Below are 21,096 nucleotides of genomic sequence, written 5' to 3'. Positions count from 1 at the left end.
GAGTGTGGGATTAATCACCCGCGGCAAGGCCCATCGAATTCAGCGGGGGGCGGGGCGGGGGATTTGTCCGGGGGCAGAGCAATCGTGTTGCCACGCGCCGTGCCGGTCGCAACGGCGGCACCAAGTTTTCCCAAAATTGAACTATGATATTCGAACGCTGCCATTGGATTCGGGTAGCGAAGAGTCTCTGTTCCTTAGAGACTCTGCGGCTTGTCGCAGCGCCCGAGAAATCATTATCAAAGGAGATCCGCATGATAGTTGTTGATTCGCATCTTGACCTGGCCTGGAACGCGCTCACTTGGAACCGTGATCTCACGCTGCCCGTCGAGGAGATTCGCCGCGCCGAAGCCGGAGTGTCCGAACACCGCCGCGGAGCAAACACCGTCTGCTTTCCGGAAATGCGCAAGGGCAACGTAGCCATTTGCCTGGCCACCGTTCTGGCGCGTTGCACCCCGCTCAATGATCCACAGCTTGACTGGCGCACTCAGGAGGCAGCTTCCGCCATGGGCCATGGCCAGCGGACGTTCTATCGCATCATGGAAATGAAAGGGCATCTTCGCATGCTGCGGCATCCCGCCGACATTACGAGCCATCTTGAGGAGTGGCTTTCCGGCAATCGCGCGTCCATCGGGTACATCCTCAGCATGGAAGGCGCCGACCCCATCCTCTCGCCCGATGACGCCGCGACCTGGTGGGAGAAGGGCCTGCGCGTGGTCGGCCTCACCCATTACGGCAGCGGCGTTTACGGCGATGGAACATCAGGAAAGGACGGCCTCACGCCCAAAGGCTTTGAGCTGCTGAAGGCGTTCGAGCAGCTCGGCATGATTGTGGACACAACGCATCTGACGGACAAGGGCTTCTGGCAGGTGATGGAATCGTTCCACGGCAGGGTGCTGGCCAGCCACAACAACTGCCGCGCGCTCGTTCCCGGCGACCGCCAATATTCAGATGAACAGATCAAGGCGCTCATCGACCGAGGCGCCGTGATTGGCGGAGTGCTCGATTCCTGGATGCTCTGGCCGGGCTACGTTCCCGGAGAAACGGACAACAGCCAGATCAAGCTCCGCAGGGTCACCGACCACATGGACCACATCTGCCAGCTCGCCGGCAATGCCGCGCACATCGCAATTGGCAGCGACCTCGACGGCGGATTCGGCAAAGAACAGTCTCCCGACGACCTCGACACCATCGCCGACCTCCAGAATGTCCCGGCCATGCTCAAGGAAAAGGGATACGCGGAATCGGACATCGAGGGCGTCATGCACGCCAACTGGGTGAAGTTCTTTACCACCGCCTGGCAACACCTTTGAAATTTCCAAACAGTGCAGTGGCACCGGCGCTCTCGCCGGTGTCTTCAGCCCACCCCCGCTCCCGGCACGTGAGGAACATGTCATCCTGATCCCGCAGAGCGGGAGAAGGATCTGCTTTTCGGTTTGCCCCCGTGCCCTTGGCATAACACTATCCACTAACCGCTAATCACCGCCTTTAATTGGAGAGAGGGTGATGGAGGTACGACGCCGGGTGAGGGTTTCGTAGCGCGGTCCCTTCACAGGTCCCGGCGGTTCCCGGCAAACCATAGCTGCTGAGATACACAGCGTCACGCTGCCTGAACCATCGCAGAGCGGCTATGGTTTGCCGGGAACCGCTTCTGAGATACACTGTGCGCGGCTGTGAATGTCGAGTTGGCCGAGCTATGGTTTGCCGGGAACCGCTTCTGAGATACACTCGTCAGGGTTGCCGGCATACCGGGTTCCCCGCTATGGTTTGCCGGGAGCCGCTTCTGAGATACACTTTGCTCGATGGTCGGCTCCAGGCCGTATCCGCTATGGTTTGCCGGGAACCGCTTCTGAGATACACTGGCTGGTGTCAGGATCGAGCAGCTCCCTCGGCTATGGTTTGCCGGGAACCGCTTCTGAGATACACTCTCGGATCGAGTTTTGCCTGCGCGGTCGAGGCTATGGTTTGCCGGGAACCGCTTCTGAGATACACTTTCAGCAATTGATGAGTGTGGCTGGAGTATGCTATGGTTTGCCGGGAACCGCTTCTGAGATACACTTCAGAAGGGTCGAGTAAACCATCGTTCTCCGCTATGGTTTGCCGGGAACCGCTTCTGAGATACACTCCAGCAGGCACCGGTCCGGCAGTTCAGCGCGCTATGGTTTGCCGGGAACCGCTTCTGAGATACACTGACACGAGTGCGGGGCATCATGGGGGAGCGGCTATGGTTTGCCGGGAACCGCTTCTGAGATACACTCGCCATCCCGAGGCTCAATACTGATGATGCGCTATGGTTTGCCGGGAACCGCTTCTGAGATACACTCGAAGTTATTTTCGAGGTTCTGCCAGTTGGGCTATGGTTTGCCGGGAACCGCTTCTGAGATACACTCTCAGTCGCTTCGGCGTTCTGGCTGGCGGGCTATGGTTTGCCGGGAACCGCTTCTGAGATACACTCTTACCAGTTCCGGGTGGTCCGATGAAGAGGCTATGGTTTGCCGGGAACCGCTTCTGAGATACACTCGATGCAGATCGCTCTGCCGCCAGGTCGGCGCTATGGTTTGCCGGGAACCGCTTCTGAGATACACTTGAAAGCGCTGCATGCGGAGTGGAGAAAGCGCTATGGTTTGCCGGGAACCGCTTCTGAGATACACTCATCGAGCGCTGCTGATACTCGCGGATGGGCTATGGTTTGCCGGGAACCGCTTCTGAGATACACTTTCGACCTGCGCGTGAATGTCCATCATGACGCTATGGTTTGCCGGGAACCGCTTCTGAGATACACTTTAACCGGCTATGAAGTGGGCGATTGCCATGCTATGGTTTGCCGGGAACCGCTTCTGAGATACACTGGATTTTATCATCTCCGTCAAGTGGCTGGCGCTATGGTTTGCCGGGAACCGCTTCTGAGATACACTTGGCTTCGGCGCCGCCGCGCAGCGGATTCGGCTATGGTTTGCCGGGAACCGCTTCTGAGATACACTGATAAACACGATAAAGCCAATGACGAGCGCGCTATGGTTTGCCGGGAACCGCTTCTGAGATACACTGCTGGTGATTGACTTATCGTGAAGGATGTAGCTATGGTTTGCCGGGAACCGCTTCTGAGATACACTGAGTTACCTTTCGAGCAATCAGCACTTCACGCTATGGTTTGCCGGGAACCGCTTCTGAGATACACTAGAACAAGGTGGTGTACGCATTGCCCGCGGGCTATGGTTTGCCGGGAACCGCTTCTGAGATACACTCGAATTGCCGCTCGCCCTGGAGCCTAACCTGCTATGGTTTGCCGGGAACCGCTTCTGAGATACACTGCTAGCGACTTGCTAGCGACCACACGGCGTGGCTATGGTTTGCCGGGAACCGCTTCTGAGATACACTCTGACTTCCACTGCGAGCTGGCGTAGATAAGCTATGGTTTGCCGGGAACCGCTTCTGAGATACACTGGTCGGTTTCTGCGCCAGCAAACGCATTGCGCTATGGTTTGCCGGGAACCGCTTCTGAGATACACTAATTGACTTGCGCGTTGCCTGTGTTTTGTGGCTATGGTTTGCCGGGAACCGCTTCTGAGATACACTGATACGTATGGACGGAATATCGCAAGAGCGGCTATGGTTTGCCGGGAACCGCTTCTGAGATACACTGAGCGGTGGCGCGGGTAACAGGCGGGAACGGCTATGGTTTGCCGGGAACCGCTTCTGAGATACACTACATCCCCCCGGATATTGCTGTAATCCGGGGGGGATAACTCTCTCCAGAATTTCAAAAAAGGCCCATCTGCATGGGAGGGTCTTCCACGGACGCGCGTTTTTTCCCGACGTAAATCTCCATCTTTTCAAACTGCCGGTCGGTGATCGAGATGATCCTCACCTGGCCGTGGCTGGGCAGGGCTGCGTGGACTCTTCGGCGCAGGGCTTCATCGCTGTCTTCGCTGGCCACATAATGGACATACACGGAATACTGCAGCATGGTGAAGCCCTGTTTCAGAAGCGCGGCGCGGAATTGCGTATACTCCCGACGCAAGTCGGGCTTATCGACCGGCAGGTCGAACATGGCGAATAACCACATGGCTCGGTATCCTGAGAGCGCAACTTGATGGCGCGGCATTAGGTGAATCCAGGAGTCTATTGAAAAGTGTGTAGCGGCGGTCCCGCCGAGGCGGGACCGCCAGCCTTGCGTTCACAACGTAGGCTGATGGCGAGATAAACTCGCCGCTACAGTAACGGAATCTCCAGTTTCTTATCGCCGCTTTCGATTGCTGCGGCGAGCGACTGGGCGGTCCTGCTGACCCAGTCAAAGAGCGTTCTGGATTCCCCATCGGCAGTGAAGCGCGCGAGCAGGGATTCCAGAAGGGCGCGCTTGGTTTCGCGGTCAAGCTCCGGGTCTCCATCGCGCTGTTCCCGGAGAGCGGCCACGGCGCGGTCTACAATGGGGCGGAAAGGCTCCATCACATCGTCGGCCAGGCAGAAGGCGTCATAGCGGTTGTGGTGGTGGATGCCGAGCGAAGGATGGAGACCGGCGGCGCACAGGGCCCGCGCAGTCACGGCCCGCAGGATGGCATAGCCGTAGTTGAGAAGTGGGTTCAGCCCCTCGCCGTCGGGATTGCGGCGGAAGTCGTCCTCTCCGAAAAGATTTTTCCAGTAGATGCGGGCGGCGCGGGCTTCGATGTTCTGCGGGTCGCCGGAGCGGACGCTTGCCGCCAGCATTTCAAGGCCCCAGTCCTGTTCGGTCTGTTCTTTCAACAGCCGTGCCTGGGCCAGGATTTTGGCCTTCACAATCTGCTGCCACAGGCGTTTGCGGTTGGGCAGCGGCAGGTTGGCCTGCGCATGGAATCGCTCGGTTTGCGTCGAGTGGTTTTCGAGCGGCAGCAGCATGGCGCAGGGCATGCGTTTCTGGTTGCAGGCGATGAACATTCCTCCGGCTTCAGCGAGACCGGAAAGGACGGCGTGTGAAAAGGAGATCTGCGGGTGCGCGGCGATCAGGACGGCAATGTCGGCAAGGGGAATGGTTTGTTCCTGCGCGACGCGGGCCCGCAGGCCGCTCTCCGGGTCGCGGCCATCTGTCTCGTAGGGGAGGGCTTCGCCCTCCCGCGGGAGCGCAGAGCGCTCCCCTACATCAATCACCAGCAGACCGTTGCGTACATTCAGCCGCGCCGGACGCTCCGAGAAATCAAGGATTCGATCATTCATGGGCTTTTCCCCTCTGCCGAATCTCTTCGAGCTGGTTTAGAAATTCATCCCGGTCTTTCCTATGCTCGTCGGCGCGGCGGGTCTTTTCGTTCAAGTATCGCTGGCCGGTGATTTTGGTGTTCTGGAGCGAGTCGGCCCAGCCGCGCAATTGCCTGGAAACTCCCTCCGCCCGAGATTTCAAATCTGAGATTTCAGATTTGAGATTGTCGAAACCTTCCAGCGCCTCCAGCAGGCAGAGCATGGAGCGCACTTCGCCCGCTGAGCCTCGCGCGATGTAGAGGAAAGTGAGCAGCTCCTGCGTGGTCCCGCGCTCAAAGCCTTCCGCAATATTGTTGGAGATGGAGACAGCCGCCCGCTCGATCTGGTCACGCAGGCTGCGCTGGCCGCGAAACGGAGGCTTGCCGGTGAGGGCGTAAACCCGCCTCGCCAGTTCAATGGCCGCCTGCCAGACAGGCAATTGCTCGAACCGCTCGTACTTCATCGGCCCTCCTGTGCTGCGCAAATTTGAAATCTATTTCAAAACTCGAATTTCGTATCTCAAATTCTAAATCTCAAGTTTGAAATCTGAAATATCAGCGCCTGGCCTTCACACCTGAGATTTGCAACACCTTTAATCATCTGTCTCGGTAACTTCCCAAACGGGCCGCGTCTCAAATTTGCGATCGGAGATTGCGTCAGTCATGCGCCTCCGTATCTTCTCTAATCGGGCTGCGTCTCAAATTTTAGATCTGAGATATCAGCCTCTGGCCCTTACACCTGAGGTTCGCAATGACCTTAATCATGCGCTTCCGTCACCTCCCCAAGCGGGCTGACTACAACTTTGCGCGCATGCCATTTAAATAGCTCCGCGGGTGATTTGGTGACCCAGTCGGCAGACTTTACTTTTGATCGCTTTCCTTCTTCGTTTACTCTTCTTGGACGCGCATCGTTGACGTGAACCATCTCGATCTTCTTGCCGCCGTCCTGTTGTTGGCTTATTGACCTGACAACCAGCCTGACCCGCCCGGAATTCCGTTCTTCGGTAGTCAAGCGGACCCTGTCTGACAGCAAAGGCTTACCTTTAATCTGCCGGTCGAGTTCGAGGATTTCCCCCTGTGAAACGGAGAACTTGAACGCGGTATGTTCTCCGAACCCAGCTTTCTTGATGATCGGCTTCTTTCCCCTTATTCTCCGCTGCACCTCGAGCAATGTGACTACATCATCGCTCTCCCACCCCAACTCCTTCTCCGGATTTTTCGGATCAAGGACCGCAAAAATCTCGAAGTGATGGTTCGCCCCTGGCTTTCCTGGCTCGACAAGCCTGCGCCGAAAGCCTCTCCCCACGTGAGTAGTTTTCACGACCTGCGTGACTCTTACTCGCTTGATCGGAACAGAGTTGCCGTGCCGTCCCCGGAGCTGGGGTAGTTTGTCGATATTTTCCGGCCTGCGAGGGTCGGGCAGGTTGGCGGGATCGTCCGTCCCGAGTTCCCGCAGTTTGTCCTCGATTGCCTCCCTTACCTTCCCCTTCTTCCCTGACTTTCTGGGCGGTTCTGCGATATGCTCAATGTCCTTCGCCTTCTTCGAGAGCTCGTTGATCCACTTCCGCACGCGCGGGAGGCGCGCGGGATTGTTCTCACGAGGAGCGTTCGGGTCAAATGCGGAATAAATCGTGTCCTTGTGGAGCGAGCCGGAGATTTTCTTGGAAGCTCGGTGCGACACGACGGTTCCGTCAACTTCCGTGCGGACGGAATCTACGAAATCGTTCCAGGGAGATTCCAGTACAGCGTGACGTAGCCACCTGGCTGCGGTAAGGGCCTGGATGGTTCCTTGACCGGTGAGCGCAACAGCGATGGCGTCAACGGCATGGTGGCGGTGGTCGTTTCGGTTCTTCTTAACCGCACCACCGTTGGAAGTGGGCCCATCGTTGAGGACACTATACAAGCCCCAGGCTTTCATGAGTTCCGCGGTCGCTTCACCTGACGTGCAAATGACCCGCTGTTCTTTGCTCGCGTCGTAGACTCCGCCGTAAAGGTATCCCAGGTATTTTGCGGCCACCTTTGATGCGTAGGCGGAATCTCGAAGCTGGCGTTCGGAGAATCTTTCAAGAAATTCTTTCAGCTTTTCGTCGTTCATGAGGATCCGAGCCAGCTTGCGCCGCGCCGTCCTCCCGAAAATCGCCTTGGCGTTCATTTCCAACTTCACAAAGTCATCGCCCTTGAAGGCTTGAAAGGGGGTTCTGGCCCCTTTTTCGTTGTTACAGCGGGTGTGGCAAAGGACGAGGTTAATGAATGTGTTGTCCGGGCAAAGGCTGCGGGGGACGATGTGGTCGATGTGGACGTCCTGCCCGCCCCGATATATGCCGTCACCTGAAAATCCCTGCCCGCAGTATACGCAACGATCCTTGCATTCATCGAACAGAAGGACTCTCCTTGTGTCTTCGTCGCTCGGGTGCTCGTCGCCGGTTTTGACCTTAATCCTTTTTTCCGCATTATCCCGCGCGGTGCGGTTTCTCTTGCTCGCCTCATCGATGCGTTGGCGAACGCTTTTGGGATTCTTAAGCTCGCGGAGTAGTTCAATGTGAACCTCCACAGGCTTGCCGAAACGAGAGATCAACTCGTTTATGACCTTCCGAAGCTCCGTTAGACTGCGCATGACGGCGGGGTTGCGGATTTGGCCAAGGGCGGGCGGCAAGGGCCCCCCTTCAGGAAGCGCGCCCGTTTTCCTGAGCCAATTGCGATAGCGCTTTTCGTGAAAGGTGGGATCGGCGGCAAACTCGACGGGCGGAAGGAGCTTGAGGGACGGATACGGCTGGAACTTTTCCGGGTAAATCTCACGCTTAGCCTCTGCGTAGAACCTTCCATTTTCCAGAAGCGGAAGCAGTTTCTTCATTGCCTTTCGAGAATGACCTGCCGGCCGCGTTTCGAATGAAATTTCCGAAAGCTTCTTTGCCTTCCCATCTTCAAGGCCCCACTTTTGCTTCGCCGCTTCCCTCAGCTTCTCGGGCTTCTCGAACGCGTAAACGTATTCGACGGTGCGGTCCCGCTCTTCGGGCAACATGGCAAGCCAGCGTTTGCCGAAGACTTTGTAGAAGGCCGCGTTGGTTCGGTTTCCCTTCAGCTTGGCCTTCCCGGACCTCTTGTCTTCTTCATCCACGTCGGGTGGAGGAGGGTCGCCCTTCTTCTTTTTCGTTCGCTTTCGCGGCTCCAGGTTGAATTTGTGCTCTTCGGGAAGCGCCAGGACCTTACGGATCTGGTCGAAGGTTCGGTCCCCCTTCAACTCAAGTTCATCGATCACCTTCTGCCGCTCGTCCGGTGTGAGCGGCCGGTCCAACTCACCGGGCTGGAGGACACGGAGGTTGTTCACCTGTTGAAGCAGGCGGAAACGCTGGGAGATGAGCAGGTACATCGGGGCGCGGCGCTGGCTCGGTTCAAGATCGCAACGGCCGATGGTGTTGGGATCGAACCATGAGGGGCGTTGATCAAAGACGAGCACTCGCAGCCGCCTGTAATTATCCGCGCTGAAAATGTCCGGATGGTGCCGGGACTGCTCCTGCCAGATTTGCTTTAACTCTGGCTCATACATCTCCTCTCGCGAGGTCCAGTGCCCCCGGATGCGCTCGCGGTCGGGCGTAACGTGGCGGCCGAAATAGACCCCTAGGGTAGGTGCATCCACCGTCTTCATAGCGCGGACCAATTCGCTGATTCCTCTCTTTACCGTGCCGACCTTGTCTTCTTTCCTCGACGCGACCTTGGAATTTGCTAGAAAACCCCGGCGCTGGGCGAGATGGTAGAGCGCCCGGCCAAGATGATGTTTTTCGAGCTTCTCTTCCAACGCGGACGCCCTCAGCGAATAGGGCATGACCTCACGCAGTCGGTGGCATTGAGCACAACGCTTGACACGCTGCGGATGGCCGTGTTCGGAACCGATCTTCTTGAACCACTCAGAGTTGAGGATGCTGACGTCCAAGTCTTCCAGAATCTTCTGGCGTTCTATGCGAACTCTGGCATTGCCTAAGGGCAAGAGGTCCCAGGATTGCAGAAGCAGAAATACATCCCTTAGCCGCTGGGCGCGGCGGCGCGTCTGGCGGGTTTGGTGCCGCATTTGGCGGCGATTGACGTTGCGGGTCTTCTCTTGTCCCGACTGGCGATCTCCCTCTGTGGCTGCCTCGAAGACACGTGACCCGAGGGCGGGTACGCTGCCAGTGCGATAAAGTCCCTGCGGGCTTCCGTTCCGCCGTTCGATGGTGGCCCAGCCGAGAGAGTTGCTGCCCAGGTCGATGCCAAGTACGTATTCCTGCGGAATTTGATCAGTCATATATCACCTCTTGACAATAAATAAATTGGCGGTATTATACACCCGTGTATCTCAGCAGCGGTTCCCGTACCTTACCTTAGTAAGCCAGACGGGATTCCGTCTGCGTCGCGGGCACCGTCTCGAAAGAGCGATCCCAAGGCGCCGTGCGCGGCCCAAAGCCCCACGGCGCTTTTTATTTCACGGCCGCGTCCGGTGCGGGGCTGCCATTTTTTCAAGCGTGCGAGAGGCGCAGCTCGCCGTTCGTGCAGGGGTGTGATCGAGGCGAGAATGCGCGGTCCAGGCGAAGAAAACACTCGCCGGCGGGAGCGCGTTCTTCCTGCCATTGTCATTTTTCTTACTTCCAAGCCGCCGCCCAAAACATAGTCCCCAGCCCTCTACCTCCGGGAGAGGGTGAAGGTGTTTCTCATTTTTCAGGCCCGCCGCTCATCACTAACCCCAATCTTGAATCTCAAATCTGAAACCTTGAATCGCTCCCCCGTTTTCACTCGCCACTCATCACTAAGCACTCTTCACTGCCTTTGGGCCGCGCGAGGGGTCCTTTCAGGGGAACGCAGCTTTAACTGTGTCATCATGACGCCTCCGCAAAAATGGCTTCAGCCGCTGAATCTCCCGCCCCTGCTCGTCACTTGCCGCGCGCAGTTTCGTTCTTCACCCTCGCTCGTGAGACCTTGCAAGCTGCCGGGAGCTGACAGCGGCAGGACAATCTGCTTTCCGGGATCCCGACGGATGCGCCACGCTTGGCGCATGGGCGCGCGCGGCCCTGGGCGTTCTAGGCTTGTTAAATAGGCTACTCTAACGGCAAGGGTCAAAAATGGGACAAATGGGATTTTCGTCCCATCAATTCCATAATTTTGTATCTTATTGATAACAATTAATATGCTCGAAATTTGAGTGAGCTAAATTTCGTTCCCGAGCAAATTGTGTCTGTTTACGGTACAGCGGGTAAAAATTGCACTGCCACAGGATTGTTAAGATTTTCGCCGCGCGGCGTGCTCAGCTCAGCGGAATTCCCAGGAGGATTTCAATTAGGATCGGTTTGCCGCTCCAGACGGCCGGCTGGAACTTCCATTTCTCAAACGCAGCGCGGGCGGCCCGGTCCGCGAGGCTTTCAACTCCACGATAGACCGTCACCCGTTCCACCGAGCCGTCCGCGGCGATGAATCCGTGCAGGATGATCATTTTTTGTTTCTGCTCGGCGGTGAGAGCAGGGCGGTGGAAATCGAAGCGCTCTTCCACGGCGGGCGGCACAACGCCGAAGTCCACCTGTAGCGTGACGCCGTTGTGCTGGGGCTTTTGCTGTGCGTTCGGATCATTGATCATCGAGTATTGAAGGATCCAGTTCCGCTGCGGCATCGGCAAAAAAATGGTATAGATCTTTTCACCCTTGAGGACACCGAACACGTGCAGGCCGCCGCCGCCCTGCGGTCCGGCGGTCACCACCATGGCGAAGCGGTTCTTCAGCGGGGCGCGCAGGATGGGGTAGATGAGTTTTGCCACGGCAGCCGCGGAAAGAGCGGCATCGCCGGCGGCGCCCGCGGTGCCTGGATTACCGGTTGTCGAAGCTCCCAGTCCGTTCACTACTCCGGCGCCGCCACCACCGCCGCCCGCCGTACCTGATCCCACGCCGGTGCTGGCATCGCCTCCGCTGCCCGGGCCTCCGGAGCCGCCTGTGGCGCTGCCGCCGGAGTTCCCATTGGGCGCTCCGGCATGATTGCCTTCAGGAGAGATGGTGAAGGCCCCATAGCGATTTCCAGCAGGGATTTTAAGCTGGTCCGTCGGCGGACCGGGATTTAGGCTGAGCGACAGCAGGCTGGTGACTGACCCGTTTGATGTGGCCTCCATCCCCTGGGTTGCGATGGCGGTAAGATCAAGGTTCTTCGGTAAATCCTTTCTCTGCGCCAGCGGCGGCAGAGGCGGCGGAGGAACTGGAATTGCCGGCATGTTGGGCATGTCCGCTGCCGGGATGGTGAGGTCCGGCGGCGTGACAGAAACCACCGTAGTCTTGGGAATCGTCAGAGATTTCAGCGTTGGCGGCACGGTCAGCTTCATCGGAGGTGGAGGCGGCACAGCCGGAGGGGCGGGAACCGGCAGCGAGCCTCCGAGCACCACGTTGGGCAGACGAAGCTTGAGTTTGATGTCGAGCTTCTGGGCCGGGTTTACATGCGGCTGAATGATCGTCTGGAAATTATTGTCGGGGTTGGGCGGGTTTGAGACCACCGTGGCGCTGTGGTGAAAAGCGCTGCTGCCTTTCGCTGGAGCCTTCTCGGGGTGGGTCCCCCTTCCCGGCTGGCCGCCCGGGCCCGGCGGCTTTACAGACGGGAGGTCCTTCGGTAATTCAATCTCATGAAACTCGTAGACAATTTGGGGCAGCTTGATTGTCTGGGCAGGACGCGGCAGCAGGAAAAAGAAGGGCACCTCGAGGAGGAAAAACACAATCGAAAAGTGCATCATGCACGAGGTGAGAAAGGCAGTGAATTTCGGGCCGCCTTTCCCCACCTCCTGCCGGCCAACAACCAGCTCCTGGGGTGGCGGATCCTTCAAGAACAGGGACTTGAACCCGCTACGGATAGCCTGCCGGCGCGGTTCGTGAGTCAACAGCCGGAATCCCGGTACGCGGTGGCCGTTGACTGAGGCGCCCTCGTGAAAGTCCGCCAAACTCACGGGGTGTTTGCGGAGCAGCGCGGCCAGGCCGCCGGTAATGACCTTGCGGCGAGGTTCATGCGCCAGCAGACTGATTTGAGGCGGCTTATGGATGGCGCCATTGCCGTTGTGGCCGTTTAGGGGGGTGCTTTTTAGCGACGGGGCCCTGCTGAACAGAGTGGCGAGGCCACCCCGTAGCGCCTGGCGGCGGGGTTCGTGCGACAACAGTTGGATCTGTGGCGCTTTTTCTGGCGCCATTATTCTTTCGTCCCCAGTTGATTTTACCTGGACCGGTCGCGCACGCTCGGCAGGCCCCCCTCCCGCACCGGCGCTTCAGCCATATTGCAACTGACGTGCCGTTCGTTGCCAAATTGGTTGCTGACCGCTTAATAACCAGTCTGCTCTATAACTTGGCGGGAAAACCCGCTTTCCGCCTGTCATAGAAGTGTCTCCTCTTTGGGACACAAGGGGATAACCCGCGAGTGTTTTAAGGAACAGGCTGTCACAAACTGTGCACAAACTTGTCGGAATCGAGTTATCCTTTGCACGAGTTTACCGGGAAAGAGTAGAGTGAAGATCGTCCCGCCCATACTCGCCCGCGCCCGGTATTTAGTCGCCTGATTTCTAAAGGGAACAGCATGTTGGAGCCTTGGCGCACGCTCGCAGCCCGGAATTGAGATTACGGATGGAAAATCAGGAACCCGCTGACCGTTTGGACGATTGCCTCGGCGGTCTTTTTTGCTGCTGCTTTGCTCGCGCTGTTGGGTACGTACAGGATGTCATTCGCCGCCAATTCCGGGTCACGGGCCTTTTCCTTCATGATCTTTTCGAGGTCTACGGGGATTTCAACCCGGGTGCCGTCAGCTTTCGTGTGGATGATCCGGGCCTTATGCCTGGCGGCATTCGGGTCGAGACCCTCTGCCATGGCCAGCGCCTGCACAACCGTGATGGAGTCGCGATCTTCCAGCAGAAAACCACCTGGCTTGCGCACTCCGCTGCCTGCCACATAGATGACGTCAGCCTTGGAGACCGCGATAATGTCGTGCGGTTCGACAGGGATATTCAGGCCCTCAGCTTGAGTGTAAAGCAGGTCCTTCAGATCAATGGCAATCTTGTCCGGCGCCACTTCCTTCATGCCGGGAACGACGGTCAGGCCTTTGAATCCCCCTGGCCTGGTGACATAGACGGTCTTGCCGGCCGGCGCGGTGCTGCGCTTGGCCAGGCCTCCCGCGAGTGACAGCATTTCGATCAGCGTGCGCGGCCCCGTGATCTGGTAAAGTCCGGGTTTCTCGACCGCGCCCATAATGGAGACAGGGCGCGCCTGAAATAGCTTGACGAACACGCCGACCTGAGGGTTCTGAACAAGATTCTTCGCCAGGGCTGCTTCAAGCCGGTCGCGCAACTGATCAGCGGTGAGCCCGGAAGCAACCATGCGGCCGAGCAGCGGCAGCGCGATGGTTCCGTCGTTGGCAACGCGCACGGTTTGATTAAGGTCTGGGACATCGAACACCGCGATGTCGAGCACATCTTCGGGTCCAATCACGTAATCCAACGGGGCGCTGGTTGCCGCGTTGGCCGTGGCCGAGCTCTGCGGCGCAGCCGGCGTTTGCCGGGCGCCCGTCTCGGTTGCGGTGGAGGAGGGAACGGGACCTACTCGTTCCAGGTCCTGCGCGCGTAGCTGCGCGGCTCCCGCCACCGCCAGCCAAAAGGCAAACGTACCGGCGGCTGCACAGGTTCTAAAACGCTTTTTCATCGCACCTCTCGTACCGGTCCACATGCCCGGAAAATTATGCCCTATCACTGCTTCTGGCGGGCTCCGGAACAACATCGCCTGCAAGCGTATCAAAGCCCGTTTTCCAATGTCAACCGGCAGCGGCGTGGGTAGCGAGGACCTCCGGTTTTGAGGTCCGCGGTTCTTCTCCGTCAAAATCCCGCAGACTGCACAGGCGACGGGCGCACGATTTGGGGTCCGCATACATCGCAAAAGCAGCGACGTATGATGCGCGACCAGCTCAGGTCGTTCCTATTTTGTGGCACGGCCATCTTGGCCGTGTCATTTGACCGAAGCATGGGGGAGGATGCCCGGGCCACAAGTCAAACTTACGCCACTGCTCAAATCGTAGTGGTTGGCGGGCTTGGTGGTTCCGAAGTGTTTGATTGTCAGCACGTCATCCTTAAGTTCCATTGACACCGTTCAAGCCCGCACCTTACAGTGGACACCAGAAATGGAAGGTGGCCGGTCGATGGCAACATGCCCCGTTTGCAATCACAGTGTGCGGACGCCGTTCTTTCTCAACCTGGATGCCTGGACTCACCTCGCGTGCCCTCATTGCCATGCAAGGCTGGAAATGAAGCCTCCGCGGTCTGTCCTGCTTGCTCCAATCATGGCGCCCCTGTTCGTGCTCGCCCGGCAAGGCCGCGCTTTCGAGATCATCGCCTTCGTCTATATGTTCACCACGTTCTTCCTTCTGCTTTTGGAATGCCTCAATCCCAAGGTGCGGCTGCGGAAGAAGCCCCCGGCCACGCCGTCCGTCCGGCTGAACCTCGACGGCCGCTCCGAGTAGCCAGCAAGAGCGGAAATGGGCAGTAGGAAGTAGGAAATGGGTTTGCTCCGCCCCGACTTCCTAATTCCAATTTCCGACTTCCGCCGTTGGCCCGGCACCTGCTACTCGCCACTCATCACTAACCACTAACCACTGCCTTACTCGTATCTCAAGGCCACCATCGGCTCGACTTTTGTCGCGCGGCGGGCAGGGATATAGCAGGCCACGAGCGCCACGGCGATCAGGATCAGCGAGACCGCAACGAAGGTGAGCGGGTCGGTGGGCTTGACGCCATAGAGCATGCTCGATAAGAAGCGCGTCACCGCCAGCGCCGCGGCAATGCCAATCGCCACGCCGATCAGAGCCAGCCGGAGCCCCTGCCCCACGACCATCGTCAGCACGTCGCTCTTCTGCGCCCCCAGCGCCATGCGAATGCCGATTTCGTGCGTGCGGCGAATGACCGAATAGGAAATGACACCAGAAATCCCAACTGCTGACAACGTTAGGCCAAGAATGGCAAAAACACCCAGGAGCACGGTGGAATAGCGGCGGCGCGCGAGGGACGTGGAAAGCCTCTGCTGCATCGTCATTACGTCAGATACCGGCACCGATTTATCGAGTTTTGTAATTAGTCTCCGAACGGGTTCAGAGTAGCTCAGTGGACTGGAAGCTATCTTTACGACCAAATACATTTCCGCATTTGACCCGCAGAAATACAGCGCGTATTTAGGGCGGCCAGCCAAGCCGAACTCTTTTATGTCACCGATTACCCCGATGACCCTTACCCAGCTCGGCGCGGGTCCCTCGGGGCCGGCGTTGATCTTTTTCCCTACTGGGTCCTCGCCGTGGAAGAATCGATCCGCCAGGCGGCGGTTGATGATCACTGGCGGCGCCGAAGAGCGAGCGAAATCCGCGTTTGTGAAGACTCGCCCTTGAATCAGAGGAATGCGCAGTGCCTTGAAATAGCCAGGATACACAATACGCAATTCCGCTGCGGGGTAAGTTTCGCCTGGACTGAGTGCGTGGACCTCAACAGCAAATCGCGTCTTGAAATTCGATTCTTCGCTTAGCGGCAACACGTCGGTGAATCCTGCGGCCTCCACACCCGGAAGTTCCTTAACCTTGTTTAGCAATTGGCGATAGAAGATTTCCCGTTGCCCAGCCGCAGAGTATTGAGGGTCAAGTAAAGTTACCCTGGCCGTCAGAACATTGTGGACATCGAACCCCGGATCAACATTTAGAAGGAATTGAAAGGTCCTTAAGAGCAAACCTGACCCTATCAATACAACCAGTGCCAATCCTACCTCGGTGACTACGAAAAGGTTCCGGATAAAGTCTGACCGAAAACCCGCAGTCGAACCTTCACTTGTCGCTTTGAGACTCGAAACCAAATTCAACCTGCCCGATCTCAAAGCCGGTGCTAACCCGAAGAGAATCCCTGCCATTAACGCCGTGATCAGCGTAAAGGCCAATACCTTGGCATCGAGTTGAATCGGGAGAAGCTGTGGGATGGCCCCCTGTCCCAACGCGGGGAGCAGTTTCAGTCCGCCTTCTGCCAGAGCCAGCCCCAACGCACCCCCGGCGAGCGCCAGTACAATGCTTTCGCTGAGCATCTGCCGGATAAGGCGAGATCTGCTTGCACCGAGGGCTTTACGGACAGCCACTTCTTTCTGGCGCTCAGCAGCGCGAGCCAGTAGCAGATTAGCTACATTGGCGCACGCGATCAGCAGCACAAAGCCGGTTGCTGCCAGCAGAATCAACAATGCTTCCTGTGCAGTTCCGACTAGTTGCTCGTGAAGCGAAACAACCTGCACGCCCCATCCCTCGTCCGTCTTGGGGTATTGGAGTTGGTCCCGGGAATTAATAGTTGTCATTTCCATCTGCGCCCGTAGTATGTTCACGCCTGATTTCAGGCGAGCAATCACATTCAAGGGATGGTAGACGCGGCTGGTCAGCTCGTCTTTGCCCATCTGGCCCAAGGGCAGCCAAAAGTCGGTCCAACTTGGAAAGCGAAAACCCGTGGGCATGATCCCTAACACGGTGTAACCTCTTCCATCGAGATCGATGATCTTTCCGACAATGCCTGGGTCTGAGTGGAAGACCCCGGCCCAGAGGGCGTGGGTTAGAATAACCTCCGGCCGAGCTACAGGTTGGTCTTCGCTGCTGTCAAACCCGCGGCCCAAAAGAGGTTCTACACCTAGCGTCCCAAAGAAGTTTGCGGTGACGTACGTTCCCTGAAGCCACTGAGCTTCGCCCTGGCCCGCTAGTGTGAAACTCCTTTGAACTCGATAGGCAGCAATCTCCTCGAAAACACGGTTCTGAGTTCGCCAGGAATCGACATTGGGAGTGGATACCGGAACGTCTGTATAACCTTGGTAGCTTTGCCAGATGGAAACCAGCCGTTCGGGATCATGGTACGGGAGCGGTTGCAAAAGAACGCTATTCACCACACTAAAGACGGCCGTGTTCGCGCCGATGCCGAGCGCAAGGGTGAGCACGGCAATCGCGGTAAAGCCCGGATTGCGGCGAAGCTGGCGCAGGCCGTAGCGAATGTCCTGGATGAACGCTTCGATGATATGTGAACCGCCGACATCGCGGCATTCTTCTTTCACCTGGTCGAGTCCTCCCAATTCCAGTCGCGCCTGGCGACGCGCTTCCTCCCGAGCCATGCCCGAGCCGACGAGATCGGCGATCCTTTGCTCGAGGTGGAATCGCAGCTCGGCGTCGAGACGCTTTTCGGTGAGCTTTCTTTGGAAAAACCGTTCGTACCAGCGCATGAATCAGCCCTCAGCTTTCAGCCGTCAGCGATCAGCAGGCGTGTGGCATGTGGTATGCGGCAGGTTGCGTGACGTTCTCTAGGCCATGCCCGTTTGCCGTATCTTCCGCCCTCTCACTCCCGGCTCCTGACTCCTGTCTCCTGTCTTCTCGTCTCTGACCACTAACCACTGACCACTAACCACTGCTCTTCATTCTGCCGTGCGAAGTATCAACGCGACCGCGTCGGTCATCTGCTCCCAATTCCTGACTTCGGCCTCGAGCTGTTTCCGGCCCCTGGGAGTGAGCGCATAAAATTTTGCTTCACGACCGGTCTCTGTGGCCTTCCACTGCGCGCGCAGCCAGCCGCGGTCCTCCAGCCGGTGGAGCGCGGGGTAGAGCGAGCCTTGCTGGAGTTGGAAAAAGTCGCGGGAGATCTGCTGAATCCGCTGAGCAATGGCGTAGCCGTGGATCGGGCCCAGCGCCACAACCTTCAGGACCAGCATGTCCAGCGTTCCCTTCAGGAGTTCCGTTTTTTCTTCAGCCATCATGAACACCTAGAATCTCTACATATACTGCCGGGGCGCTCGAATGTCAAGCGGGTTTTAGGCCGATTCTCGATCCGGCTTGAAGTCCGGGCCGAAGCGCATGCCATTCCACCTCTCCTTCTGTGGAGCGGACGACAAGGAATGTGCTTTGGTGTCGGGCTTGCGGCTGCGTTCCCGGCGGCTGACGCACGTGCTCGTCTTCAGGCGCCGCTTTGCAACTGCCGGATTGTTTCGCGCACCATTGGGAACAGCTTCCCGTACCGGCCACGCGGCGCCTTGCGCAGAAACGTCTGGAAGCAATGCAGGGCCTGTTGTTTCTGTCCCGACCTCTGGTAGAGAAAGCCGAGGTTCAACAGCGGCTCCATCTCCGAGGGATCGGCGTTGACGGCCTTCATAAAATTGCGCATGGCTGCCGCCGAATCTCCCTGAGAAATGGCGAGAAGCCCCAGCCCGTTGAAGGCCGGCGCGTAACTGTCGCTCTGGGCAGTGATGGCTTCAAACGCCTTGCGGGCTTCCTGCGGGCGCCTGAGTTGCAGATTGGCCGCGCCCAGGTTGCTAAGGTTGTCAAGGTCCGTGGGATTCAGCTCCGCAGCGCGCTGCATCGCCTGCACCGCCTTCTCAAGCTGGTGCGTCCGCAGGTAGTCTTTCCCCAGCCTGGAATAGATCTGGTCCGTCTCCACGTGCAAGCCAATGGCTTTCTCGTAAACCTGGATCGCCCGAGGAAAATTCCCCAGATTTTCAAACGAGGACGCCAGATAGGTGATGCCAAGTGGGTTGGTGGGGTCCTGCTTGAGCCCTTTTTCCATCAATCGGGCCGCGCCCCCAAACTCCCTTCGTTCCATCAGGCGTTCAACCTCGCCAAGAATTTTCAGCACCCCGGTCTCATCCTTGGGATCGGGCGCTTTGCTCCCGAGCTGGATCACCCTCGGCGTTCCGCCGCTCACATATCCCAGTGAAGCCAGGTCTTCGCGGGTCTGCTCGGTCATGGGGCTCGAAACCACTTTTTCGTTCCGCTTGTCCTGGCCGATAATCGACCAGATCTGCGCGTCCAGACGCGAGGCGATGACCGGCTCGCGCGACTCCACATTGGTTGCCTCGCGGGGATCGTCCGTCAGGTTGTAAAGCTCGGACCGCGGCGCCAGGATGAACTTCCACTGGTTGGTGCGAACGGCGCGAAGCTCTGACCATCCCATATAGGTGCGCGGATAAAGGGTCTCGAGATATGCCGTGTCGGTCGCCAGGGGCTGGCCCTTCTGGATCAGCGGAAGCAGGTCCAGGCCTTGCGCCTCCTTGCCGGGCGAAAGATGGAGGAAGGCCAGGATGGTGGGCATGATGTCGATGGAACGGACCTGCTGCGCAATCGCTTTGCCCGCCGGAATTCCAGGGCCGGCAATAATCAGGGGCACGTGCACGGTGGCGTCGTAAAGGAAAACCCCGTGGGTCTCTTCGCCGTGCTCGCCCAGGCTTTCTCCATGGTCCGCCGTCGCCACGATCAAAGTCCGATCCAGAAGGCCCTGCGCTTTGAGGTAATCCAACAGCCGCCCGACCTGGCTGTCGGTGTAGGCAATTTCTCCCGAATAGGGGTCCTTGGAATAGAGATGTTTGTAGGGCTCCGGAGGCTCATAGGGCGCGTGTGGGTCGTAAAAGTGGCACCAGAGGAAGAAGTTTTTATTGCCGTTCGATTTCAGCCAGTCAATGGCGTGGTCTGTCACCACGCTCGCGCGACGCTCCAGATGCACCCCCGTTTGGTTCGATTCCACGATGCTCCGGCCCATATCGTCGTCGTAGATTTCGAACCCGGTCGAAAAGCCAAAGCGGCGGCCCAGCACGCTCGATCCAACGAAGGCCGCCGTGGCGTATCCAGCCGCTCGGCTGACCGATGCAATGGTGGGATGGGCATCGGAAAGCGTAAACCCGGCCATGCCGCGCACGCCGTTAACTTCCGGGTACGAGCCTGTCATGATGCAGGCGTGCGAGGGCAGGGTGAGCGGGACCTGGGCGATGGCGTGTTCAAAACGCACGCCCCGCGCCGCCAGCGCGTCAAGATTCGAGGTTTTGGCAAAGCCCGTCCCATAGCAACTCAGATGATCAGCCCGCGTGGTATCCAGTGTGATCAGAAGAACGCTGGCGTTCCGCGGCTGGGGATTGGGAATTTCGGCTTTCCTGCCTCGACAGGAAATGAGTCCGGCAATCGCAAGCCCTGCTGCCAGCAGGACCGCCAGGCGGGGCTTCCACCGCCCTCCGCTCATGGTTCCTCCTTCGAAGCGTGACCTGCGGATGCCAATCAGGCTACCTCAGCCTCGCGGCCCTTCGCAACTTCATCTCTAAGTGCGGGGTCCCGCGCTGAGTGTGCCCAGGAGGTAGGCTGCGGCCTGCCAAAGCCCGAGTGGATGGCGCAAATGAAGCGGAGAAGTTGTGGATAACAAGGGTTTGTGCTGAATAACCAAACGGGAAAACGAAGCCACTGATTTTGTTGAAAATAGACGGCAGCTCAAAAATGAACCTAAACGGACCGGAGCTTTTCCCGCCGACTGTAACGGTAGCTGGTGGCGCGGCCGCATTCAAAGCCGAAATCGTTATCGCAGTTCGCACTCCCAGTTGCCAGATTTTTGCCGGTCCCCGAATTTCGAGACAAATCACCCTGTCCAGTGTATGATGCCTGCTCAACTAATCAGCAGATCGTTCACTTGAGGTACAGCGAAAAGGGGGTAGCGGCTGTGAACACGATGAAGATGAAGGTTGGGTATTTGCTTTTTTGTTTCTTCCTGATCAGCAGTGTTTGCTTCGGACAATTGCCGGAGGCCCCGCCGAGCCCGGGCCCGGACGCGCGTTACAAGGCGGACATCCTGGTGATGGTGGCGCATCCGGACGACGAGAGCGAGATCGCCAGCTTCCTGGCGCGCGAGGCTATTGACGGTCACAAGCGGATTGCCGTGACCTACGGGACCTGCGGCAACTCCGGAGGCAACACGGTTGGATATGAACAGGCCGCGTCGCTTTGCGCCGTGCGGGAAATTGAGGTGCGGCGCGCGCTCGAATCGCTGGGCATCATGAACGTCTGGTTTCTGGGCGGCGAAGACACTGCCAGCCAGAGTCCTTTGATTTCGCTGGAAACCTGGAACCACGGTGCGGCG

Annotated in this window: 12 protein-coding genes and 1 CRISPR repeat array; of the genes, 3 read left to right on the top strand and 9 right to left on the bottom strand. The window is 58.2% G+C overall.

Annotated elements, in window-relative coordinates; genetic code table 11:
- Positions 1-251: 251 nt before the first annotated feature.
- Positions 252-1,310, top strand: coding sequence for a membrane dipeptidase (locus VFQ24_06870; protein HET9178064.1), 1,059 nt, complete (start codon positions 252-254; stop codon positions 1,308-1,310).
- A gap of 248 nt (positions 1,311-1,558) precedes the next feature.
- Positions 1,559-3,705: a CRISPR direct-repeat array (repeat unit 36 nt; unit sequence GCTATGGTTTGCCGGGAACCGCTTCTGAGATACACT).
- 52 nt (positions 3,706-3,757) lie between these two features.
- Here the strand turns inward: VFQ24_06870 and cas2 are convergent.
- The 6 genes from cas2 to VFQ24_06840 form a co-directional block, all read right to left on the bottom strand.
- Positions 3,758-4,063, bottom strand: a complete 306-nt coding sequence (gene cas2 / locus VFQ24_06865) for a CRISPR-associated endonuclease Cas2 (protein HET9178063.1) — start codon at positions 4,061-4,063, stop codon at positions 3,758-3,760.
- A gap of 146 nt (positions 4,064-4,209) precedes the next feature.
- Positions 4,210-5,184 carry a type II CRISPR-associated endonuclease Cas1 gene (gene cas1, locus VFQ24_06860; GenBank protein HET9178062.1) on the bottom strand — a complete coding sequence of 325 codons (975 nt, stop codon included), beginning with the start codon at positions 5,182-5,184 and terminating at the stop codon, positions 4,210-4,212.
- Complete coding sequence (locus VFQ24_06855) at positions 5,177-5,665, bottom strand: four helix bundle protein (protein ID HET9178061.1); 489 nt, start codon at positions 5,663-5,665, stop codon at positions 5,177-5,179. The genes cas1 and VFQ24_06855 overlap by 8 nt, the downstream gene beginning before the upstream one ends.
- A 293-nt stretch (positions 5,666-5,958) precedes the next feature.
- A complete protein-coding gene (gene cas9, locus VFQ24_06850; GenBank protein ID HET9178060.1) occupies positions 5,959-9,477 on the bottom strand; it encodes a type II CRISPR RNA-guided endonuclease Cas9 in 3,519 nt (1,172 codons plus the stop codon).
- 993 nt (positions 9,478-10,470) lie between these two features.
- Complete coding sequence (locus tag VFQ24_06845) at positions 10,471-12,375, bottom strand: energy transducer TonB (GenBank protein HET9178059.1); 1,905 nt, start codon at positions 12,373-12,375, stop codon at positions 10,471-10,473.
- A 421-nt stretch (positions 12,376-12,796) separates the two neighbouring features.
- Positions 12,797-13,870: a polysaccharide biosynthesis/export family protein gene (locus tag VFQ24_06840; protein HET9178058.1), complete on the bottom strand. Its 1,074-nt coding sequence runs from the start codon at positions 13,868-13,870 to the stop codon at positions 12,797-12,799.
- Between the two features lie 595 nt (positions 13,871-14,465).
- Between VFQ24_06840 and VFQ24_06835 the strand changes: the two genes are divergently transcribed.
- Positions 14,466-14,681 (top strand): hypothetical protein, encoded by a 216-nt coding sequence (locus tag VFQ24_06835; protein HET9178057.1) that lies wholly within the window; start codon positions 14,466-14,468, stop codon positions 14,679-14,681.
- A gap of 137 nt (positions 14,682-14,818) precedes the next feature.
- Here VFQ24_06835 and VFQ24_06830 read toward each other — a convergent pair whose 3' ends face one another.
- From VFQ24_06830 to VFQ24_06820, 3 genes are all read right to left on the bottom strand, one after another.
- A complete protein-coding gene (locus VFQ24_06830) occupies positions 14,819-17,437 on the bottom strand; it encodes an ABC transporter permease (protein HET9178056.1) in 2,619 nt (872 codons plus the stop codon).
- Between the two features lie 189 nt (positions 17,438-17,626).
- Positions 17,627-17,962, bottom strand: a complete 336-nt coding sequence (locus VFQ24_06825) for a PadR family transcriptional regulator (GenBank protein HET9178055.1) — start codon at positions 17,960-17,962, stop codon at positions 17,627-17,629.
- Between the two features lie 200 nt (positions 17,963-18,162).
- Positions 18,163-20,211 carry a sulfatase-like hydrolase/transferase gene (locus VFQ24_06820; protein ID HET9178054.1) on the bottom strand — a complete coding sequence of 683 codons (2,049 nt, stop codon included), beginning with the start codon at positions 20,209-20,211 and terminating at the stop codon, positions 18,163-18,165.
- A gap of 438 nt (positions 20,212-20,649) precedes the next feature.
- Here VFQ24_06820 and VFQ24_06815 point away from each other — a divergent pair.
- The coding region (locus tag VFQ24_06815; protein ID HET9178053.1) for a PIG-L family deacetylase at positions 20,650-21,096 on the top strand (447 nt) is incomplete at its 3' end.

This window comes from Terriglobia bacterium (assembly GCA_035712365.1).
Classification (GTDB): Bacteria; Acidobacteriota; Terriglobia; order UBA7540; family UBA7540; genus SCRD01.
Note: the sequence above shows the minus strand (reverse complement) of the source record. Positions and strands in the feature narration are given on the sequence as shown.

Bases quoted from the DNA above. Each gene is read 5' to 3' on its own strand.
- VFQ24_06870 (HET9178064.1), top strand. From the start codon at position 252: ATGATAGTTGTTGATTCGCATCTTGACCTGGCCTGGAACGCGCTCACT.
- cas2 (HET9178063.1), bottom strand. From the start codon at position 4,063: ATGTGGTTATTCGCCATGTTCGACCTGCCGGTCGATAAGCCCGACTTG.
- cas1 (HET9178062.1), bottom strand. From the start codon at position 5,184: ATGAATGATCGAATCCTTGATTTCTCGGAGCGTCCGGCGCGGCTGAAT.
- VFQ24_06855 (HET9178061.1), bottom strand. From the start codon at position 5,665: ATGAAGTACGAGCGGTTCGAGCAATTGCCTGTCTGGCAGGCGGCCATT.
- cas9 (HET9178060.1), bottom strand. From the start codon at position 9,477: ATGACTGATCAAATTCCGCAGGAATACGTACTTGGCATCGACCTGGGC.
- VFQ24_06845 (HET9178059.1), bottom strand. From the start codon at position 12,375: ATGGCGCCAGAAAAAGCGCCACAGATCCAACTGTTGTCGCACGAACCC.
- VFQ24_06840 (HET9178058.1), bottom strand. From the start codon at position 13,870: ATGAAAAAGCGTTTTAGAACCTGTGCAGCCGCCGGTACGTTTGCCTTT.
- VFQ24_06835 (HET9178057.1), top strand. From the start codon at position 14,466: ATGAAGCCTCCGCGGTCTGTCCTGCTTGCTCCAATCATGGCGCCCCTG.
- VFQ24_06830 (HET9178056.1), bottom strand. From the start codon at position 17,437: ATGCGCTGGTACGAACGGTTTTTCCAAAGAAAGCTCACCGAAAAGCGT.
- VFQ24_06825 (HET9178055.1), bottom strand. From the start codon at position 17,962: ATGGCTGAAGAAAAAACGGAACTCCTGAAGGGAACGCTGGACATGCTG.
- VFQ24_06820 (HET9178054.1), bottom strand. From the start codon at position 20,211: ATGAGCGGAGGGCGGTGGAAGCCCCGCCTGGCGGTCCTGCTGGCAGCA.